This window comes from Marinifilum breve (assembly GCF_003202155.1).
Lineage (GTDB): Bacteria > Bacteroidota > Bacteroidia > Bacteroidales > Marinifilaceae > Marinifilum > Marinifilum breve.
Genome location: NZ_QFLI01000009.1, coordinates 171447 through 190752 on the forward strand (window position 1 = coordinate 171447; position 19306 = coordinate 190752).

Below are 19306 nucleotides of genomic sequence, written 5' to 3' on the forward strand. Positions count from 1 at the left end.
AAAAATATGATTTCATTATCAGAAATTTCTTATATCATTTACGATGCTGTGGTTTATATCGCCGTAGCATTTGCTATTTTCCTGATTGGAAAATTTGTTTATCAGCTGCTTCACCCATCCTTTAAGGTAAAAGAAGAGTTGGTTAAGAAAGACAACTTTGCTTTTGCCATTGCACATGTTGGTTACTATATTGGTTTGCTTTTGGCTATTGGTAGTGCCATTGTTGGTCCTTCAAATGGATTGGTCAACGACATAATTGATATAGCAGTTTACGGATTGTTGGCAATCGTTCTTTTAAATTGCTCTATCTTCCTTTCGGATTATTTAATGCTTCGAAACTTCTCTATCCGCAAGGAGATTATAGAAGATCAAAATGCAGGAACAGGTATTATTGAGGCTGCGGTTTCAATAGCTTCTGGATTAATTATTTTTGGTGCTGTTTCGGGTGAGAGTGGCGATATGCTATTCGGAATCCTAACGGCAGTGGTTTTTTGGGCATTTGGGCAGTTGGCCTTAATTCTGACAACACGCTTCTACAATTGGATTACCCCATACAATATTCATGATCATATCGAAAAAGACAATGTTGCTGTAGGGATTGGTTTTGCAGGAGCAATTATTGCCATAGGTAACCTAATTCGTTTCGGATTGGTAGGCGACTTTGAAGGATGGCTTCCTTCCTTTACCGAAACTGGTTTCGAATTAGTAGTAGGTTTAATTCTTCTTCCGGTAATGCGTTTAATAACTGATAAAATTTTGCTTCCGGGAGAGAAGTTAACCGATGAGATTATTAATCAGGAACACCCAAATGTAGGAGCTGCTTTGGTAGAAGCATTTGCTTATATTGGTGGATCGGTGTTAATTACATGGTGTCTGTAAATTATGAATTATAAATGTTGAATTATGAATTAAAGATTGTGAACGTAGACTTATTATAAGGTTTAAGAATTCATAATTTATAATTCCTAATTCATAATTAGCGTAGCGTGTTAAGGAGTAAATCAACATTATTAAAGGCAGCAATTTTTGCTACCGGATTTTCTGGTGTAGTAGCAGAGTATATTCTATCTACACTGGCAACCTATTTCCTTGGGGATTCAACAATGCAGTGGGTGATGACCATTTCATTGATGTTGTTTTCCATGGGACTTGGAGCTCGTTTCAGTAAGGTTTTCGAACAAAACTTATTGAAAGTGTTTTTGTTGCTTGAGTTTTCATTATCAATTCTGGTTTCATTTGCGCCTTTACTGGTTTATACAGCATCGGCCTATACGCAAGCCATTGGAATCATGATTTACTCACTGGCAGTATTGGTTGGTTTACTAATCGGAATGGAAATTCCTTTGGTAATTCGAATCAATGATGAGTACGAGAAGTTACGATTCAACATCTCAAACATTCTTGAGAATGACTATTACGGCAGTTTGCTAGGCGGAATATTTTTTGCTTTTATTGGTCTGCCATTCTTTGGTTTAATTTATACGCCATTCATTCTTGGTTTTGTAAATTTCACGGTTTCCATTGTTGTGATGATCTTCTTGTGGGATCTTTTTAAAACCAATGAACGAAGAAATTTAACAGGAATAGGTGTTGTAGTTTTGGTATTTCTTACATCAGGAACAGCCATTGCTGATCGGGTGATTAGTTATGGAGAACAGCTAAAGTATGATGATAAGGTGGTGTATGCTGAGCAAACCAAATATCAACGTATCGTAATTACCCAATGGAAAAACGATTACTGGTTGTACCTAAATGGGAACCAGCAATTGTGTACTCGCGATGAGGTAATGTATCATGAACCTTTAGTGCATCCTGCAATGAGTTTACACCCAAATCCGGTAAATGTTTTGGTCCTTGGCGGTGGCGATGGCTGTGCAGTTCGCGAAATCTTAAAGTACCAGAAGGTTGAGAAGATCACTTTGGTCGATTTGGATCCAGCCATGACTGAACTGGGAAAAACGCATCCGATATTAACCAAACTGAATGAGAATTCGCTTCATCATGAGAAGGTGGATGTGAATAATGCTGATGGGTTTACTTTTTTGCAAGAGAATGAAGATTACTATGATGTGGTAATTATCGATCTTCCGGACCCTCGTTCCGTAGAGTTGGGACGATTGTATTCCTATGAATTTTACAAGCAATGTTACCGACACATGCGACCAGGAGGTGTAATCGTTACTCAGGCAGGAAGTCCATATTTTGCTACGCGTGCTTTTTCGTGTATTGTAGAAACCATGAAAAGTGCAGGGTTCGAAACGGTTCCTATGCACAACCAGGTGATTACACTTGGTGAATGGGGCTGGAGTTTGGGTGTAAAACAAGCCAATGGTGATGTAAAGAAGAATTTAAGAAAGCTCGAATTTGAAGTGCCAACTCGTTGGATCAACAATGAGGCCATGACTTTGATCACATCTTTTGGAAAGGATTATTATCCATGGGAAAAGGATACGGTTCTGGTCAATAGAATTCACGAGCCAGTACTTTATAAGTATTATTTGAAAGGTAATTGGGATCTGTATTAGCAATTGGTAATTAATAATTAACAATGAATAATTCAGTAAACGAAATAATCAATGGAAACTAAATTATTAGCAGCAAAAATACACAACCTTAGGTTTTGGGTTACCGAATGTGATCCAATGCAATTAAAGGTGAGGTTTCAGAACTATCTGGAAAAGGTTGATTTTGTGATCTTGAATTGTTCTGATCATCATTTTCCCGTACAGGGTTATACCGCTTTATGGATGTTGGCTGAATCGCATTTGGCCATTCATACATTCCCAGATAAGGGATATACCTATGTAGAGTTGAGTTCTTGTAATCAGGGCAAATCGGAGCATTTTAAGAAGCTGGTTGAAGAGAGCGATTTGCAAGTGAATTGGAATGGTGAGGGAGTAGAAATTTGTAAACCAGAGAACAATTAGCAATTAATACTTAGCTGCAATTTTCCACAACATGCATTTAGTGGTAAGAGATATCTAAACTGTAATTGATTTTTAAAAAATAAATCCAAAATTATGAAGAATTTAGCCTTACTATCGATCAGCATAGTGTTAATGTTTGGATGTCGGAATGCACCACAGGTGATAAAGGAGTCCTGGACTGATAAACCTGTTTCTTCTTGGCCTAATTTTGCTTTAACAAATGAAATCAGTTTTTCCGATACCACTTATTATGATATTGCTAACTCATTTTTGGTAAGTACAGGGTCGGATACGATTGGCATTTCTTGCAAGCATATGTTTTTTCTTTTTGAAGAATTGGGTTTAAGTAGTGTTGATTTGGGTGATAGTTTTGAATCATGGCAGATGTATCCAAAAAATCAAAAAGAAAGAAGAGTTGCCATAAAAAGATTAATAAATACAAACCCACAAGAGCAGATAGGACAGTATAATACCATGAAGGTTCGTGATTGGATTCTTTTTGAGTTAGAGAAGCAGAACAATCAACTATATCCTTTAAAAATAAGATATACTGCTGTACAGAGAAATGAGACTGTTTATGCTGTTGGATGGGGATGGGAGCAGAAAGACATTAGCAAACCTTCAATCAGAAAATTGCAATGCTATAAAAATTTAGATGACTATTTCTATGCTCAAACAATTAAGGCAGATATCCATCCGAAAGGGACAAGTGGATCTCCTGTAATTGATAAAAATGGGTATTTAGTTGGAATAGTTTCAGGACAAGAAGGAAATATGACTGTAATTGGTGGTATCAAATACTTAACTATGATGTTTGATAAATATGGTATAAAGTATAATTTGTCCAATCAATAGCAAGGCAAATCTAATATCTATAAAAACTCATGCGCAAAAAACTAATATATCTGGCGGCATTTCTGGTTTATGTATCGGCAATTTTGTCTATTCAGTGGTTTGAAAGTCAATCGCCCGATTCGAACATCAAAACCATTGGCGATGCATTTTGGTATGCAATTGTTACGCTAACCACAGTTGGATATGGCGATTTTTATCCGATAACACTGCCTGGTAAAATTATCGGTTTGCTCGTAATTATTGGTAGTTTAGGAATATTGGGATTTTTAATTGGTGAAATAACGGTAAGATTTAATCAGTATATGGAAAAGAAAAAAAGTGGTTTTTGGGGAACCGATTTCGAGAATCATTATGTGATTATTGGTTGGAATGAATTTGCACAAAAGGTGGCAAATCAAATTATTCATGCAGGGCAGAAAGTGGCCATTGTTACCAATTCTAAAACTGATTTGGATTTAATTGCTGATCTCTATTCTTCGAAAGATGTGTTTTCTCTTTTTGCTGATTACTCAAATATTGAGGCCTATCAAAAGGTGAATGTAGACAAAACCAAGAGAGTTTTTGTGAATTTTGATAGTGACTCAGAGACATTGGTATTTGTGATCAACCTAAAAAAGCAATATCCAATGGCGAATGTGGTTGTGCGTTGTGCCAATCCTAGTTTGAAAGAAACCTTCTTAAATGCAGGAATCGATCATGTGATTGCGCAAAATGAGGTAGCTTCTAAATTGGTTGCTTCCTATCTGTTCGAGCCGCATGTTGCCACTTATACCGAAGATTTAATTGCTACAAGTGTTTCCGATGAGGATTCGGATATTCAACAATACCTGATTACCGAAGAATGCCAGTTTGCAGGATCGGATTATATGGATGCTTTTCTGAAACTAAAGGTAGACTTTAATGCCATTCTGATTGGTTTGGTGCAAGATGGTAAAATCATTAAAAATCCTGTTAAAGGAACCAATGTACAAATCAATAACTATTTGATTTTAATATCGAGCGGAGATCGTAAAAAGGCATTGGAAAAATTCTTTGGAGTAAAAGAGGGAGAGTAATTCAGTAAGGATCGTTTTTGCCTAGGAGTGCATCGTTTTTAATTCATAAGAGGCATAGTTTGACTCAGTAAGCATGTATTTTAATTCAGCTTATATACAGGGCGATTCAATAGGTTTAAATTTCCATTCATAAGAGATGTGGTGTAATTCACTACGCTTGCAACTTGATTCATTAAAGAGGCATTTTGATTCAGTTTACATGTAATTTGAATAGGTAGGAATGCATTGCGATTTAATAGGCTCGCATCTTAATTCAGTAGAATAGAATTTTAATTCAATAGGCTTGAGTTGTGGCTCATTAGCTTTGTTTATTGATTCAATAAGGTTGTACTTCTATTCGGTAGACTTGCATCTTAATTCAGTAGACATGCAGTGCGATTCAGTGGACTTGAATTTCAATTCAACAGACTTGGATCATGGTTCAGTAGACTTGAAATTTAAATCATAAAAGTGTTAGCCTAGAACATTAATTTATTCAGGTTGATAGCCAGTGTCATCAAGTAAGTTGGGAGCTTGTGAGGCCATAACAGCTAGTTCATCGGCGCGTTCGTTGCCAGGAATGTTGGCATGCCCTTTTACCCAAACAAATTTCACATTGTGCTTTGGATATATTTGAAGAAAACGCATCCATAAATCAGCATTTTTCTTGCCTTTGAAACGTTTCTTTACCCAACCGAATACCCATTTTTTCTCTACCGAGTCAATCACATATTTTGAGTCGGAATAAATGGTAACGTCACAACCTGGATTTTTTAAAGTTTCCAGTCCAACAATTACAGCCAGCAATTCCATTCGGTTGTTGGTGGTAAGTTTGTATCCCTGGTTTAAATCCTTACGATGCTTTCCCGATATTAAAACAACTCCGTATCCTCCCGGACCTGGATTTCCACTAGCTGCACCATCGGTAAACATTGTAATTTTTGCTGACATCTTGTATTGTTTAGGTTTTCTAGATCAAAAGTAGGATTTTTCTCGCAAAGGGCGCGAAGATTTTTTCTCACAAAGAACGCCGAGTGATTTAAGTACGAGGAAATGAATTGGAATAGAGAAAAATTTGGAGGGGGATTGGTTTTATAAGGCTGCGGTGCGCTGCACCTTATTTTATATTATAACTTGGTGCCTACAAATACTACGGTGCGCTGCACCTCAATCTGTAATATATTTGGAGTTGTTAATAAAGCGGCAGCGCCGCGTAGTCTTTGTAGTTATATTGTACGGTTTGTAATTTAAGGTGCAGCGCACCGCAGCTTTAATCACAGAAAACATCCTCCCAAAAATCAAATAAATATTTTTCATCATATTTGATATCATTTTGGTTCAATATCTTTAAATATTCCTCTTTGAATGTATTCTTTTTATGATGTTGTTCTTGACTCAGAATGTACTTTACAACAGAATCGATTTGAGAATTGGAATGAGTGAAACACCCATATACTTTTTGCCAACTGAATTGAAATTTACTTAGGCGACTATCCTTGATCCACTTATTGGATGAGGTTTTGATTTGTTCTACAAGATTGGGGATAAGTTGATTTAAATTATAACCTATGAAAATATGAATGTGATCTGGCATTGCATTTATGGCAAGTAATTTATGCCCTTCATCCTGGATGATTCCTGTAATGTATTTTTCAAGTTGTCCTTTCCATTTCTTTTGAATCAAGGCATCACGATTAGTAACTGCAAAAACTAAATGGAAGTAGCATTGGGTGTAGGTATTGGCCATAGTGGATTGTTTTTCATTGAAATTAAAGGAATTGAATGGATTAAGCAAGCCGAATACCACGCTGTAATACACCTTAATTTCTCTTGGTGCTACTTTTGTACTCTTTAACTTCTCGACCGTACTAGACTTTCATAAAAAAAAGGATGCCCAAAAATTCGAGCATCCTTTGATATTATTTGTGAGTGGTTAATTACTTCACAATAGTCAATTCGTCGATGATGTTTTTCGCACCAGCAAATTTATCGATGATAAATAGTGTGTAACGAACATCAAGGTTGATACATCTTTGAAGGTTTTCTTCGAAGTCGATATCACCAGACATAGCTTCTGAGTTACCATCGAAAGCAGTACCAATTAACTCACCATTACCGTTAATTACCGGAGAACCTGAGTTACCACCTGTAATATCGTTGTTTGTCAAGAAACAAGCAGGTAGGTTACCATTCTTATCAGCATACTGTCCGTAATCTTTAGCTTCATAAAGTTCTTTCAGTTTTGCAGGAACCTGGAATTCGTGACTTGTTGGATCTTCTTTCTCCATTACACCTTTTAAAGTAGTGTAGTGGTAGTAATAAGCACCATCTCTTGGCTCGTAACCACCAACATTACCGTAAGTTAAACGAAGTGTTGAGTTAGCATCTGGAGCCATTAATTTTTTCTTGTTGATTTGTAATAAACCATCAACGAACAAACGTCTTCCTTTATTCAAATTTTCTGAACCATTGTAGGCAGCTCTGTAAGCTTTGTAATATGTATCTTGAATAGATGAACCAGTTCTGTAAAGAAGGTCATTTTCCAATACTTCAGCTTCAGGAGCTTCAATGAATTTGTTGAATTTATCTTCATTTGCGAAAACTGAATTTGCATATACGTTTTCAGCAAATTTGTTGAAGTCGTTGTTGTATTCTTTTTCGATGATTTCGAAAATAGATGGACGGTTTTCCATAGCGATGTGCTCTGCATAGAATGCAAATAAACCAGCCATTAATTTTTGATCGGTAGGAGCATTATAATCTTTGTAGAATCTCTTACCTGAAGCTTTCAAAGCAGTGATTGCTTTTTCAATTGCCTCAGCATCTTGAGTTTCTGCTTTCAACAATTTTAATAATTTACCTGCTCTAGCTGCAAACCCAGGAGCTTCAGCACCTCTAGATAATGCTTCTCCAATGTATGAAGCTTGGTAAGCTGCATCTTTTCTGTCAGCATAAACTTTTTCAATCATATTTAAAGCTTCGCCATACTTCGCTGCACGTTTTGGTTTAGCGTTAGCCCACTCTAAGAAATCTTTTTCGATTTCTTTTTTGTGACCCATTGTGTTCAGCTTTTTCAATGCTTTGTTTTGCTCGTTAGAGTATTTCCAATAGTTTGCACTGCTAGCATGTTTCGAAGCGTATTGAATTCTTACCTTAGGATCTTTCAACATATCATTCATCATGATATCCAATTTTACTGTACGGATATCGTAACGGTTTTTGTTGGTAATCTTCATGGTTTCTTCCAAACCGTAAGAAGTTAGGTAACGATTTGTTGTTCCAGGGAATCCCATAATCATAGCGAAATCACCTTCTTCAACTCCTTTAATAGAGATTGGTAGGTGGTGCTTAGGTTTCAATGGTACATTGTTTTCTGAGTAAGCAGCAGGCTTACCATCAGCACCAGTATAAATACGGAACAATGAGAAGTCAGCTGTATGGCGTGGCCACATCCAGTTATCAGTATCACCACCAAATTTACCCATTGATTGTGGAGGAGCACCTACCAAACGAACATCTTTGTAAATTTCATAAATGAAAACAAAGTATTGGTTGCCATTGAACATGCTTCTAACATTAGCTCTCAAGTGAGTGTCTTCTTCAGCTTTTTTCTCGATTGCTGATGCAGCTTCTTCAATCGCTTTGTAACGATCTTCTTCCGACATATCGTCTTTTACTCCTTTTAAAACAGCTTTGGTTACATCTTCCATTTTTACCAAAATAGAAGCAGTAATACCAGGGTTACTTAGCTCTTCTTTTTTGCTGTAAGCCCAGAATCCGTCTGATAAATAATCATGTTCAGGAGTTGAGTGTGATTGGATTACACCAAAACCACAGTGGTGATTGGTTAAAAATAAACCTTGGTCAGAAATAATCTCACCAGTACAGAAGTGACGGAATGGTCTTCCTTCGCTTCCTAAACCAACAATTGCATCTTTTAAACAAGATTCGTTTACTTTGTAAATGTCTTCAGCTGTAAGCTTAAAGCCTTTCTCCTGCATTTCTGCAGCATTCTTTTTCAATAGAGATAAAAGCCACATTCCTTCGTCTGCTCTTACAGTAGAGAAGCAAAGCAAAAGACTTAATCCCAATACTAATGATTTTAAGTTTCTCATTTTAGTTGAATAATTTTAAATATGCCCCAAGTTGCTGACTAATAAGTAAGCACTTGGAGTGTTTGTTGAGTCAATTTATTTTGTTGACAAGCAAAGTTAGTATTATTCTATGTATTTTATAGATTCTATAGATAATCCCAATTAAAGCTTGTTGCGTATTTGTCAGAAAATCAGAGCTATATTCTAGCTTTGTTTTGAGAAAATTAGATGAACGTATAGATTTTCTCGTTATAATTGAGTTATAATAGCTTGCTAGTCATGTGTTTGTTAGAATTTTAATTCCATTTGATCTGGAAGTAAACCAAAACTTTTACGATGAAATGGGCTAATTCCATGCTCACGAATTGCAATTCGGTGTTTTTTTGTAGGATATCCTTTGTTGCTGTTCCAATCGTAATTTGGAAACTCCTCGTGTATCTTCAACATGAAATCATCACGATAGGTTTTGGCCAAAATAGATGCAGCTGCGATTGAAGCATATTTACCATCTCCCTTTATCACACAAGTATGCTTGATATCCTTGTATGGATTAAATCGATTGCCATCAATTAGAAGGTGTTCCGGAGTAGTTTTTAATTGATCAACAGCTCGGTGCATGGCAAGAAAAGAAGCATTAAGAATGTTGATTTGATCAATTTCTTCATGATCTACAATCCCAACTGCCCAGGCAATGGCTTCTTTTTCTATGGTTTCTCTTAATAGATATCGTTTCTTTTCGGATAGCTTTTTAGAATCATTTAGCAATTCGTTTTCGAAATCAGAAGGAAGAATTACTGCTGCTGCAAATACCGGACCTGCAAGGCAACCACGGCCAGCTTCGTCGCAACCAGCTTCAATTGTATTATCATGTAAAAATGAGGCAAGCATACTTGTTGAAAATTAAAATTTCGACAAATATAATTCAAATTAATATAGGGTATTATTTCTTATACTTAATGGTACGGGCATCATCGATAAACTCCCTTTTAACAGCTTTTGGATTATCTATTGTTTCATAAAATTCATCGAAATAATTTAATACACGCTCTTTCTCTTTGTCATCAAGGTAAGGACAGCTTGTATATATTTCATAAAGAGCTTCTTTTTTCATCCTGAACTCCCTAAAAATATATTCTAAATCTTTGGCTGTTCTTTTGTATCCACGATATAATCTCTCATGTATGGACTTGATATCTAATTTTGGGTTTGGCACAGCATAAGGAGCATTTACCAAACTTGCCCAATCAAAATCATAAGGAACAGGTACAGGTCTTGAGGTTGGTGTTTTGGCAATAAGTTTGATGTTGTGAAGGGTTGGAACTCCCCAGTCGGTATTGCCAACTAAGTATTGAAATATGGCCAACTTGGTTACTTTACTTATAAGAGTGTGATCTTGATGAATTTTTTTCTCATACCTGGGAATTTTACCATTTCTACCAGCCATATCTTCAAAGTCTTCGATGAAAAAGGCATATTTTTTCAATGGGCCCATTTGATTTTTGCTGTCTTTGTATGTTATTTCGGCAAGACGAACATTGAAACTTTCAGGAGAAAACAGATTATATGCTTTGTATATCAGGTATTCCTGAATGAGCATTTGCTGATACCTTTCGTTTTTGTTGTGACAATGGGTCACCATTTTTAGTTTTCCTTGTCCGTGGAAAAGTGAATAACTCGATTCGGCTTTGTTAAATTTTATACGGATTGGAGGAAAAGGGCAAATGCTTCTGTCTTTTCTGAAATTGCCTCTGGTTTTTAATTGTACACTCATGGAAACAATTGAGTCTCCATGATGATAAGAAAGTCTGCCTCGATGATATTTGTTTTTTTCTCCAATGTCTCTTACCAATGTTCTTAAATCTGTGGTAATGGATAATTTTATTAAGGTGTCAGACTCAAAAAGATTAGGAGCTTTGAAAATGCTAATAGTATCCTGGTTATTTTGAGACAGGCCAAGTGAATTTATGCTACTAATGAGTATTAGCAGAAATGAAAACACGATATATCGGATTTTCGAATTCATATATATAGTGGGTTTGTTGGTTTGTGTTTTAGTTTATTCCATGCCTTTATCGCTTAATTCTGCATCGGTCAAGATGTTGTTACCTACTACATCTTTATAAAAAATAGTTAATCTGATGCTGTTTTTAGCTAAGTCGATCTGGCCAATTTTAAATCTGTTGATTACCAGTCCGGTTCTTTCTTTAATATCTTGCCTTAACAAATCATGTTTGTCGGGATGGATCAAATCCATTCGATCGTAAATTATGGTCCTTCTTGCCATGTGTCTACGCATCCAAACCCTTTCCATGATATAGGTAGTAAGCATGAATGCTACATTGGTAATAATAATTTCCCCCAAGCTAACATCTCTTCTTGCTAATGCATTGATAATGGAGATTGTAATTACCAAAAATAGGTAGGTCATTTCCCGAATTGGAATGGTATCTGTACGGTAACGAATAATACCGAAAATTGCAAAAAGACCGAGAGCAAAACCAAGTTGTAGGTCAATGTTTCCTAATAAGAAACAAAGGAAAAATACGGTTGTACTTATCATGATATAAGTAAAAACGTAAGTTCTTTTTCCCGTTGCCCTAAAATATACATAGTTGACAACAAAAATGGTTACAACCATGTTTAACACAAACCTAAGCAAAAGTTCTACCATGTTATTGGAAAGGATAACAGTGCTTGGTACATCTACAGTATTAATTAGACTAGTGAGTAGTTCCATTGTTTGTCTGCTTTAACGTAATCTTTCTTTCTCTTTGTGTGCAAATATCCGATAATATTTTTGATTCTCAATCAGTAAGGCTTGGTCAATGAAGTTTGGATCTCCAATTGGAACATCCATAGCAATAAGTTTAAAAGAGTAAAATGGATAAACTCGTGCCACAGGCGTATGACCAAAAATTATTACCATTGAGTCATAAAAATCTAATGTCTTAATTACTTCGGCAAGAGAAATTCTATCGTAACTTGGCGTTCTTGACAGATATCCTCTATACCACAAAGGACTATATGAATATAAGAATAAATCGACTAATGTAGTATCTTCAAGTTGTGTATAATTGTTTAAATGATATCGCATTTTTGTATTCACATCGTCAATTTTCATCTTTTTCTCAAGAAATTGAGGAGAGATTCCTCCGTGAACAAAAAGTTGATCACCTATTCGCATGAGCGTATTTTTGGAGCGTAGCCATTTTCCAAGTACGGTTTGTTTACCAAAGAAATGTGAATAATGATATTTTAAATATCGTGCTGCATGTTTGTATTTATTATCTACGTATCTGTCATCAAACAATAAAGCCATCATTTCGTGATTGCCAATAATATAGTGTACTCGACCACCAGCTTTTTTGGCTTGTATTTCAAGTTGGAATATTAGCCATAGACACTCAGTTACCTTATGCCCTCTATCAAAAACATCGCCTGTGAATACAATATGTCCATCACCAAATGCCCAATGATTCTTTTCGTCAATCACATTGTTATTGCGAAGTATATTAAGCAGTGCCTCCAATTCTCCATGAATATCACCCAGAACAATTATTTTATCGGCTTTCTCAAATATTCCTGATCGAGGTCTGATTTTCTTAGGTATGATATACGTTAATGTATCTGAGCCTGCAAAACCTTTAAATGTTAAGGTGTCATTTTTATATCGAAGAGATCTTGATATTTTCTTGGTTTTGTTTTTTATACTATCGTGTTGAATGTAAAAAACATCAACTCTATTGCTTGAGATTTGTCTGATATGAGGTCCTTCAACATAGGAAGAAACTAACAGACTATCAAGCATAGTTTCCTGTTGGGAATATCCATCCAAACTACAAGAAATCAATATAAATAGAATAATAAAAGGAATATATATATCGTATAATCTCATTAAAGTCAAACTAATTTAGAGTAGTTAAAGATAAGATTATTTTTTATTCTTAAAATTTGCTACAAATTAATTGTTAGTTTCTTATAGTGTAGGAAAGAACTATTAGTTTTGCAGTATTAAATAGATTTTTGAATGTATACAAAAGAAGAAAAGAGAGAGTTTAGGATTCAGTTTTGGGATGGTTTTAAACGTTATTCGAAGAAACAAGGTAGAAAAATGACTTCTTGGGTTTTGAAAGGAACACAAATAAAAGAAGCACAATTAAAATTTGATTTAAATGAAGATGGCGCATTTGTAATGTTACAGATTGATAGTAAGTCGGATGATAAGCGTTATTCAGTGTTTGATAAATTCATGAAATACCGCCCAGTTGTTGAAGAAACTTGTGGTGACGAATTGATTTGGAATAAGAATTATTTTATTGAAGGTTTTAAAGAGGTAAGTGTTGTTTACTTCCACTTAAGAGAAGCTTCGGTTTATAATAAGGAGAATTGGGAGGAGTATTATCAATTTTTATTTCAGAAAATGAGTTTATTGGAGGAAGCTTTCCTTGATATAAAGGAAGTGGTTCAGAATGATTAATTTTTTTAAAACTCTATAGGGTTGATTAGTAAGCAGAAAAGCTTCTGTAAGTCTTGTTTTTATTGGAATTATTAAAAAAATAGCACTAAAATTTTGTTTTGGAATAAAAGGCTCTTATCTTTGCAACCGCAAAACGAAAGAGATAAGTCTTAAGATATATTGCGGGGTGGAGCAGTTGGTAGCTCGTTGGGCTCATAACCCAAAGGTCGTCAGTTCGAGTCTGGCCCCCGCTACTAAGTTTGAGCTTTGATTGAGTCAAAGCTTATTTTTTCGCCGAAAGGCAAATGGTTAAGACAGATAATTTCTAAAAAATATATTGCGGGGTGGAGCAGTTGGTAGCTCGTTGGGCTCATAACCCAAAGGTCGTCAGTTCGAGTCTGGCCCCCGCTACTAGGTTTAAGGCTTTGGATTTTTCCAAAGCCTTTTTTTATTCCTTCTGATTTAAAAAACATACAATTTCGTTGATTTCTGTTACCTTTGCGTAAATCTTTTCAGATACTATCAGTATGAGTAGTTTAAATGAGAAAAAGCCTTTAATTGAAAAATTAAAGAATAAATACAGACTAACAATATCCAACGAAGCCACGTTTGACGAGGTGTTGTCCATTCGACTTTCACGATTAAATGTATTTACTGTAACAGGATTGTTTTCGGTTCTATTAATAGTTCTGGTGACATTATTAATTGCATTTACGCCTTTACGAGAGTATATTCCTGGTTATCCAGATGGTGAAATGAGAAGGAATATAGAGAATAACGATATCCTAGTAGATTCCTTAATTCTTGAATTGGAGAAACGAGATCGTTTTTTTCAAGGCGTTCGTAACATAGTGGAAGGAAATGATTTTGATAATGTAGTTCAAAGTGCTTCCGATTCCATTGTTGATCCAAAGTATAAAAATTTGAGTTTTACCAGAACAGAATCCGATTCTTTGTTCCGTTTGGATCATGAAGAAGATGAAAAATACAATTTAACTCTTGAAGATGCTCCAAAATCAAGGGGATTGTCAAATACACATTTCTTTTCACCTATCAAGGGAATGATCACAAATCATTTTGATAGTAAGTCTCAACATTATGGAACTGACATTGTAGGAGGTGTAAATGAGCGTATATCTTCTGTTTTAGATGGAACAGTTATTTTTTCGGAGTGGACTTTGAATACAGGATACGTGATTCAAATTCAACATTCAAATAATTTACTATCGGTGTATAAGCACAATTCCGAACTTTTGAAAAAAGCAGGAGAGCATGTAAAAGCAGGAGAAGCAATAGCACTGTTGGGAAATTCTGGAGAGTTGACTTCTGGTCCGCATTTGCATTTTGAACTGTGGCATAACGGACAGCCTTTAAACCCCGAAGACTATATAAAATTTTAAAAACAAAACTCTAATTATTAATGAGTAAGCATATTGCTATTCTGGGATCGACGGGTTCCATTGGAACCCAAACATTGGAAGTGGTAGAAGCAAATCCCGAAGAATTTGTTGTAGATGTATTAACAGCGAACAATCAGGTAGAATTGTTAATAGAACAGGCAAAGAAATTTAAGCCTGATGTTGTTGTCATAGCTAAAGAAGAGAAATACCCTCAGCTGGTTGAAGCTTTAAAAGATGAACCAATTAAGGTTTATGCTGGTCACGAAGCAATTGCCCAAGTAGTTCAAATGGGAGCTATTGATGTTGTAGTTACAGCAATGGTTGGATATTCGGGATTGTTACCTACGATAAACGCCATTAAAGCCAGAAAGAATATTGCCTTGGCAAACAAGGAAACATTAGTAGTTGCTGGTGATATCATTCAGAAATTAGCATTGGAATATGGCGTAAGTATTTATCCTGTAGATTCTGAACACTCGGCAATTTTTCAGTGTTTACTTGGAGAATTTGATAATCCGATTGAGAAGATTTACCTGACAGCTTCCGGAGGTCCTTTTAGAGGAAAGGATAAAAAATTCCTTGAGAATGTTACAGCCAAGCAAGCTTTGAAACATCCGAATTGGGATATGGGAGCTAAAATTACCATCGATTCGGCAAGTATGATGAACAAAGGTTTTGAAGCAATTGAAGCAAAATGGTTGTTTGATCTTCGTCCTGATCAGGTTGATGTGATTGTACATCATCAGTCTATCGTTCATTCCATTGTTCAGTTTCAGGATGGGTCGATGAAAGCACAAATGGGATTGCCTGATATGAAATTGCCAATTCAGTTTGCCCTTACTTATCCGAAAAGGTTAAAAACGGATTTTCCTCGATTTAATTTTTTAGATTATCCTGAATTGAATTTTGCACCAGCCGATTCTGAGAATTTTAGAAACTTGGCTCTTGCCTACGAAGCCATGAATAAAGGTGGGAACTTACCATGTGTAATTAATGCTGCAAACGAAATTGTAGTAGACGCTTTTCTAAAAGATCAAGTGGGATTTTTGCAAATGAGTGATATCATTGAAGAAGTAATGAATAAAGCAAGCTTTATTCAGAAACCAAGCTACGAAGACTATGTATTATCTGATTCAGAAGCGAGAAGATTGGCAGCAGCCATGTTGTAAAAAATAATTATCTTAGGCAGCCTTTTACAATTAACAATTAGTAATTAATAATTAGCAAGTAGAATTAATCGTATGGTATAGTGAGTGTTATTTACTCTTGATTTATTACTTGTTACAAATAAATATTTGAATGGATGTATTGGTTAAAATAGGACAGTTTTTATTGAGTTTGTCTATTCTTGTGGTTTTACATGAGTTAGGACACTTTGTATTTGCAAAATTGTTCAAAACAAGGGTTGAGAAATTTTATATGTTCTTTAATCCTGGATTTTCACTTTTTAAATTTAAAAAAGGAGAAACAGAATATGGTATTGGCTGGATTCCTCTAGGGGGATACGTGAAAATATCTGGGATGATCGATGAATCGATGGATAAGGAACAGATGGCATTGCCTCCAAAATCATACGAATTTAGATCAAAGCCAGCATGGCAACGTTTGCTGATCATGGTTGGTGGTGTATTGGTAAATTTCATCTTGGCATTTGTAATATACACAGCTGTTTTATTTGCATGGGGAGAACAATATTTACCAGCTGAAAATGCAAAATATGGTATTGTTTGTGATTCTTTGTCGGAAAGTATTGGCTTGAAGGATGGAGATATTATTGTGGCTTTGGATAATCAAAAAGTAGAGAGATTTTCTCAAATCATGCCGGAGATTATTCTAAATCGCCCTTCATCAATTCAGGTAATTCGCGATGGAGCAAATGTGGATGTTGCAATTCCAAATTCATATATTCCAGCATTAATTGAACGAAGCAGTAAAAAGTTTGGTGTTGATCCAACGATTAGTCTTCGTTATCCTTTTCACCCAATGAAAGTTGGGAAAGTAGTTAAGGATTCACCAGCTAAATTGGCAGGTTTGCAAAAAGATGATGAGATTGTAAGTGTAAATGGTGTGAACTTCACCTACTTCGATGAATACAAAGAATATTTAGCTACTCAGGCAGGCAAGGAAATTAATGTTTTAGTTTCAAGAGACAATCAGGAAATTAATTTAAAATTAACTACAACAGAGGAAGGTTTAATAGGTTTTCAACCTTTATTAGATCTTAGTGGATTTAAATACGAAGCTGTTGAGTATACATTTGCACAGGCTATTCCTGCTGGTATAGGAAAAGGATTCAAAAAACTAAATGATTACCTAAAACAGTTTGGTTTAATCTTCGACAAAGATATTAAGGGATATAAGTCAATTGGAGGGTTTGGTACCATTGGAAGTATTTTTCCATCCGTTTGGGATTGGCATGCTTTCTGGGAACTAACAGCATTCCTTTCTATTATTCTGGCTATTATGAATATTCTTCCAATTCCAGCATTGGATGGTGGTCATGTGTTATTCCTAATGTATGAGATTATAACAGGAAGAAAACCTGGCGATAAGTTTATGGAGTATGCTCAGGTTACAGGAATGGTTTTACTTTTTGGCTTGCTTATTTTTGCAAATGCCAATGATGTGGTGAAATGGGTATCCAATTGGTAATTATTGCATTAAAAATACTATATTAGCACTGTAAATACTAAAACTCAACTGATATGAATCTTTTTGTAATAGCGGGAATGATTGGTCCCTGGCAAATCGTAATAATTGTATTTGTAATCTTACTTCTTTTTGGAGGAAAAAAAATTCCTGAATTAATGAAAGGATTAGGTCAAGGAATGAAGGAATTTAAAAAGGCTACAGATCAAGACCAGGATCAAAACAATAAGGATAAAGAGTCGTTAGAAAAATAAATTAGAGGCAGGTAATTAACCTGCCTTTTTTAATGTCTCTATTTTTTGAAATCACATTAACTAAAAAATTAGTTTAAAACTTGTGAAATCATTTGGATGCTAGTTGTAAATTAATTATTTTCAATTCGAATTTAGAAATCCCTAAACCTAAACCACTCGTTTGCATGAAGAATTTCATACTTCTTTTGTTAATCTCTATTTTAGGCAGTTCTGCTGGCTCTGCTCAATCTTTATTTAGCATTCTGCAAAAAGAAAAACCAGAAAATGCAGAAGAAATCAACCAAAGGTTGATGTACTTTACGGATGAGATCTTAAAAGAAGAACTTCCAGCGAATGAAATTTTAGATGCGAATTATATTCCTGTTTTTTCGGATGAGGTGTATAAAGATAGAATGAAAAGATTAAATGATCTAACACCAATACAGTTGGATTATAAACCTGTGGTTCGTCGATTTATTGAAGCATACGCGGTACGACATCGAGAGAAAACAGGAAAAATAATTGAACGTTCGGAATTATATTTTCCAATATTTGAAGAGTGTTTGGACAAATATGATTTGCCATTGGAACTAAAGTACCTTTCGGTAATTGAATCTGCTTTGGATCCTAAAGCAAGATCTCGATCGGGAGCAATGGGATTGTGGCAGTTTATGTATAATTCTTGTAAAATGTTTGATTTAAAGGTTACTTCCTATGTTGATGAGAGAATGGATCCAGAGAAATCAACCGAAGCAGCTTGTAAATATTTACAGTATTTGCATAGAATTTTTGGAGATTGGCAATTGGCAATTGCTGCCTATAATGGAGGCCCTGGAGTTGTGCGTGAAGCAATTCAACGTTCAGGAGGGAAAACTGATTTTTGGGAAATATCACCATATTTGCCACAGCAAACTAGAAACTATGTGCCAATTTTTATCGCAGCAAATTATATTTTGAATTATAGCAGAGAGCACAATATTGTGACTACACCAAATCAATATCCTTATTTTAGGGTATCACCAGTGAATGTGAAGAATAGTGTTTTGTTTAAACATGTTGCAGCAGTAATTGATGTTCCAATAGAAGAAATTAGAAAGTTAAACCCTATTTATAAAAGAGATATAATTCCTGCTGGTGAATTGCCAGCTAAATTGGTTCTTCCTATCGAAAAGATTGGTTTGTTTATCGACAATGAGGAAGAAATTTATGCAATGAAAGATCAACCTAAAAAGTATCTCGAATTGCAAAAGGAACTTTCTTCAACCAAAGGGAAGTATATGATTTATCATGTAGTTAAAGCCGGAGAGTACTTTCATAAAATAGCTATGAATTATTCTTGCACTACACACAATATTATGAAGTGGAATAACATGAAGAATCATGATATCTACATTGGCCAACGATTAAAAATATGGGTAAAACCATCGGAACAGATTTCTCAAAAACCTCAAAGAGACCCATTATTGAAAAAGAGTAAGTTTTTGCTTTATCAGGTTCAAGAAGGGGATAGTTTGCAATCAATTGCTAACAGATTTGAGGTAGAGTCTCTTAGTGATTTGGTTGAGGTAAATAACATGAGACAGTCTAATGTTGTTGAGCCAGGCATGGTATTAAAAATAGTTCAATACGAATAATAAGTGAATTCCAAATAAACATCT

General features: G+C 35.2%; 18 protein-coding genes and 2 tRNA genes. 13 read left to right on the forward strand and 7 right to left on the reverse strand.

The window, feature by feature from the left end:
- Positions 1–6: 6 nt before the first annotated feature.
- From DF185_RS17935 to DF185_RS17955, 5 genes are all read left to right on the forward strand, one after another.
- A complete protein-coding gene (locus DF185_RS17935) occupies positions 7–879 on the forward strand; it encodes a DUF350 domain-containing protein (protein WP_110362143.1) in 873 nt (290 codons plus the stop codon).
- Positions 880–986: 107 nt separating this feature from the next.
- Positions 987–2525 carry a polyamine aminopropyltransferase gene (locus DF185_RS17940; protein ID WP_110362195.1) on the forward strand — a complete coding sequence of 513 codons (1539 nt, stop codon included), beginning with the start codon at positions 987–989 and terminating at the stop codon, positions 2523–2525.
- A 51-nt stretch (positions 2526–2576) separates the two neighbouring features.
- Positions 2577–2927 carry an S-adenosylmethionine decarboxylase gene (locus DF185_RS17945; protein ID WP_110362197.1) on the forward strand — a complete coding sequence of 117 codons (351 nt, stop codon included), beginning with the start codon at positions 2577–2579 and terminating at the stop codon, positions 2925–2927.
- A 93-nt stretch (positions 2928–3020) separates the two neighbouring features.
- Positions 3021–3782, forward strand: coding sequence for a S1 family peptidase (locus tag DF185_RS17950; RefSeq protein WP_110362199.1), 762 nt, complete (start codon positions 3021–3023; stop codon positions 3780–3782).
- 29 nt (positions 3783–3811) lie between these two features.
- Positions 3812–4837, forward strand: a complete 1026-nt coding sequence (locus DF185_RS17955) for a potassium channel family protein (protein WP_110362201.1) — start codon at positions 3812–3814, stop codon at positions 4835–4837.
- Positions 4838–5308: 471 nt separating this feature from the next.
- On the opposite strand, the gene rnhA is transcribed toward DF185_RS17955, so the two are convergent.
- From rnhA to DF185_RS17990, 7 genes are all read right to left on the reverse strand, one after another.
- Positions 5309–5767 carry a ribonuclease HI gene (rnhA, locus tag DF185_RS17960; RefSeq protein WP_110362203.1) on the reverse strand — a complete coding sequence of 153 codons (459 nt, stop codon included), beginning with the start codon at positions 5765–5767 and terminating at the stop codon, positions 5309–5311.
- 319 nt (positions 5768–6086) lie between these two features.
- On the reverse strand, positions 6087–6563 hold the full coding sequence (tnpA, locus tag DF185_RS17965; protein WP_110362205.1) for an IS200/IS605 family transposase: 477 nt from the start codon (positions 6561–6563) through the stop codon (positions 6087–6089).
- A 190-nt stretch (positions 6564–6753) separates the two neighbouring features.
- Positions 6754–8931 (reverse strand): S46 family peptidase, encoded by a 2178-nt coding sequence (locus DF185_RS17970; RefSeq protein ID WP_110362207.1) that lies wholly within the window; start codon positions 8929–8931, stop codon positions 6754–6756.
- A gap of 267 nt (positions 8932–9198) precedes the next feature.
- Entirely contained in the window at positions 9199–9798 is a 600-nt protein-coding gene (gene rnhB / locus DF185_RS17975) for a ribonuclease HII (protein ID WP_110362209.1), read from the reverse strand.
- Positions 9799–9850: 52 nt separating this feature from the next.
- Positions 9851–10933, reverse strand: a complete 1083-nt coding sequence (locus DF185_RS17980; RefSeq protein WP_110362211.1) for a hypothetical protein — start codon at positions 10931–10933, stop codon at positions 9851–9853.
- A 33-nt stretch (positions 10934–10966) separates the two neighbouring features.
- Positions 10967–11647: a DUF4956 domain-containing protein gene (locus DF185_RS17985; RefSeq protein WP_110362213.1), complete on the reverse strand. Its 681-nt coding sequence runs from the start codon at positions 11645–11647 to the stop codon at positions 10967–10969.
- Positions 11648–11659: 12 nt separating this feature from the next.
- Complete coding sequence (locus tag DF185_RS17990; RefSeq protein WP_110362215.1) at positions 11660–12805, reverse strand: metallophosphoesterase; 1146 nt, start codon at positions 12803–12805, stop codon at positions 11660–11662.
- Between the two features lie 132 nt (positions 12806–12937).
- On the opposite strand from DF185_RS17990, the gene DF185_RS17995 reads away from it, so the two are divergent.
- The 8 genes from DF185_RS17995 to DF185_RS18030 all read left to right on the forward strand — a co-directional run bounded on the left by DF185_RS17995 (position 12938) and on the right by DF185_RS18030 (position 19282).
- A complete protein-coding gene (locus DF185_RS17995; RefSeq protein WP_110362217.1) occupies positions 12938–13387 on the forward strand; it encodes a DUF4268 domain-containing protein in 450 nt (149 codons plus the stop codon).
- 160 nt (positions 13388–13547) lie between these two features.
- Positions 13548–13620 (forward strand) — tRNA-Met (locus DF185_RS18000).
- 84 nt (positions 13621–13704) lie between these two features.
- Positions 13705–13777 (forward strand) — tRNA-Met (locus DF185_RS18005).
- Between the two features lie 116 nt (positions 13778–13893).
- Positions 13894–14766, forward strand: a complete 873-nt coding sequence (locus DF185_RS18010) for a M23 family metallopeptidase (RefSeq protein ID WP_110362219.1) — start codon at positions 13894–13896, stop codon at positions 14764–14766.
- A gap of 20 nt (positions 14767–14786) precedes the next feature.
- A complete protein-coding gene (locus DF185_RS18015; RefSeq protein ID WP_110362221.1) occupies positions 14787–15935 on the forward strand; it encodes a 1-deoxy-D-xylulose-5-phosphate reductoisomerase in 1149 nt (382 codons plus the stop codon).
- A 130-nt stretch (positions 15936–16065) separates the two neighbouring features.
- The gene (gene rseP / locus DF185_RS18020; RefSeq protein WP_110362223.1) at positions 16066–17418 is read left to right on the forward strand and encodes an RIP metalloprotease RseP; all 1353 of its coding nucleotides are present in this window, start codon (positions 16066–16068) and stop codon (positions 17416–17418) included.
- 53 nt (positions 17419–17471) lie between these two features.
- Positions 17472–17669 carry a Sec-independent protein translocase subunit TatA/TatB gene (locus DF185_RS18025; RefSeq protein ID WP_110362225.1) on the forward strand — a complete coding sequence of 66 codons (198 nt, stop codon included), beginning with the start codon at positions 17472–17474 and terminating at the stop codon, positions 17667–17669.
- 164 nt (positions 17670–17833) lie between these two features.
- Entirely contained in the window at positions 17834–19282 is a 1449-nt protein-coding gene (locus DF185_RS18030; protein WP_110362227.1) for a lytic transglycosylase domain-containing protein, read from the forward strand.
- Positions 19283–19306: the final 24 nt, after the last annotated feature.

What these genes read in the sequence shown, in the direction of transcription:
- DF185_RS17935 (WP_110362143.1), top strand. Translation starts at nt 7, where the DNA reads ATGATTTCATTATCAGAAATTTCTTATATCATTTACGATGCTGTGGTT.
- DF185_RS17945 (WP_110362197.1), top strand. Translation starts at nt 2,577, where the DNA reads ATGGAAACTAAATTATTAGCAGCAAAAATACACAACCTTAGGTTTTGG.
- DF185_RS17950 (WP_110362199.1), top strand. Translation starts at nt 3,021, where the DNA reads ATGAAGAATTTAGCCTTACTATCGATCAGCATAGTGTTAATGTTTGGA.
- DF185_RS17955 (WP_110362201.1), top strand. Translation starts at nt 3,812, where the DNA reads ATGCGCAAAAAACTAATATATCTGGCGGCATTTCTGGTTTATGTATCG.
- rnhA (WP_110362203.1), bottom strand. Translation starts at nt 5,767, where the DNA reads ATGTCAGCAAAAATTACAATGTTTACCGATGGTGCAGCTAGTGGAAAT.
- tnpA (WP_110362205.1), bottom strand. Translation starts at nt 6,563, where the DNA reads ATGGCCAATACCTACACCCAATGCTACTTCCATTTAGTTTTTGCAGTT.
- DF185_RS17970 (WP_110362207.1), bottom strand. Translation starts at nt 8,931, where the DNA reads ATGAGAAACTTAAAATCATTAGTATTGGGATTAAGTCTTTTGCTTTGC.
- rnhB (WP_110362209.1), bottom strand. Translation starts at nt 9,798, where the DNA reads ATGCTTGCCTCATTTTTACATGATAATACAATTGAAGCTGGTTGCGAC.
- DF185_RS17980 (WP_110362211.1), bottom strand. Translation starts at nt 10,933, where the DNA reads ATGAATTCGAAAATCCGATATATCGTGTTTTCATTTCTGCTAATACTC.
- DF185_RS17985 (WP_110362213.1), bottom strand. Translation starts at nt 11,647, where the DNA reads ATGGAACTACTCACTAGTCTAATTAATACTGTAGATGTACCAAGCACT.
- DF185_RS17990 (WP_110362215.1), bottom strand. Translation starts at nt 12,805, where the DNA reads ATGAGATTATACGATATATATATTCCTTTTATTATTCTATTTATATTG.
- DF185_RS17995 (WP_110362217.1), top strand. Translation starts at nt 12,938, where the DNA reads ATGTATACAAAAGAAGAAAAGAGAGAGTTTAGGATTCAGTTTTGGGAT.
- DF185_RS18010 (WP_110362219.1), top strand. Translation starts at nt 13,894, where the DNA reads ATGAGTAGTTTAAATGAGAAAAAGCCTTTAATTGAAAAATTAAAGAAT.
- DF185_RS18015 (WP_110362221.1), top strand. Translation starts at nt 14,787, where the DNA reads ATGAGTAAGCATATTGCTATTCTGGGATCGACGGGTTCCATTGGAACC.
- rseP (WP_110362223.1), top strand. Translation starts at nt 16,066, where the DNA reads ATGGATGTATTGGTTAAAATAGGACAGTTTTTATTGAGTTTGTCTATT.
- DF185_RS18025 (WP_110362225.1), top strand. Translation starts at nt 17,472, where the DNA reads ATGAATCTTTTTGTAATAGCGGGAATGATTGGTCCCTGGCAAATCGTA.
- DF185_RS18030 (WP_110362227.1), top strand. Translation starts at nt 17,834, where the DNA reads ATGAAGAATTTCATACTTCTTTTGTTAATCTCTATTTTAGGCAGTTCT.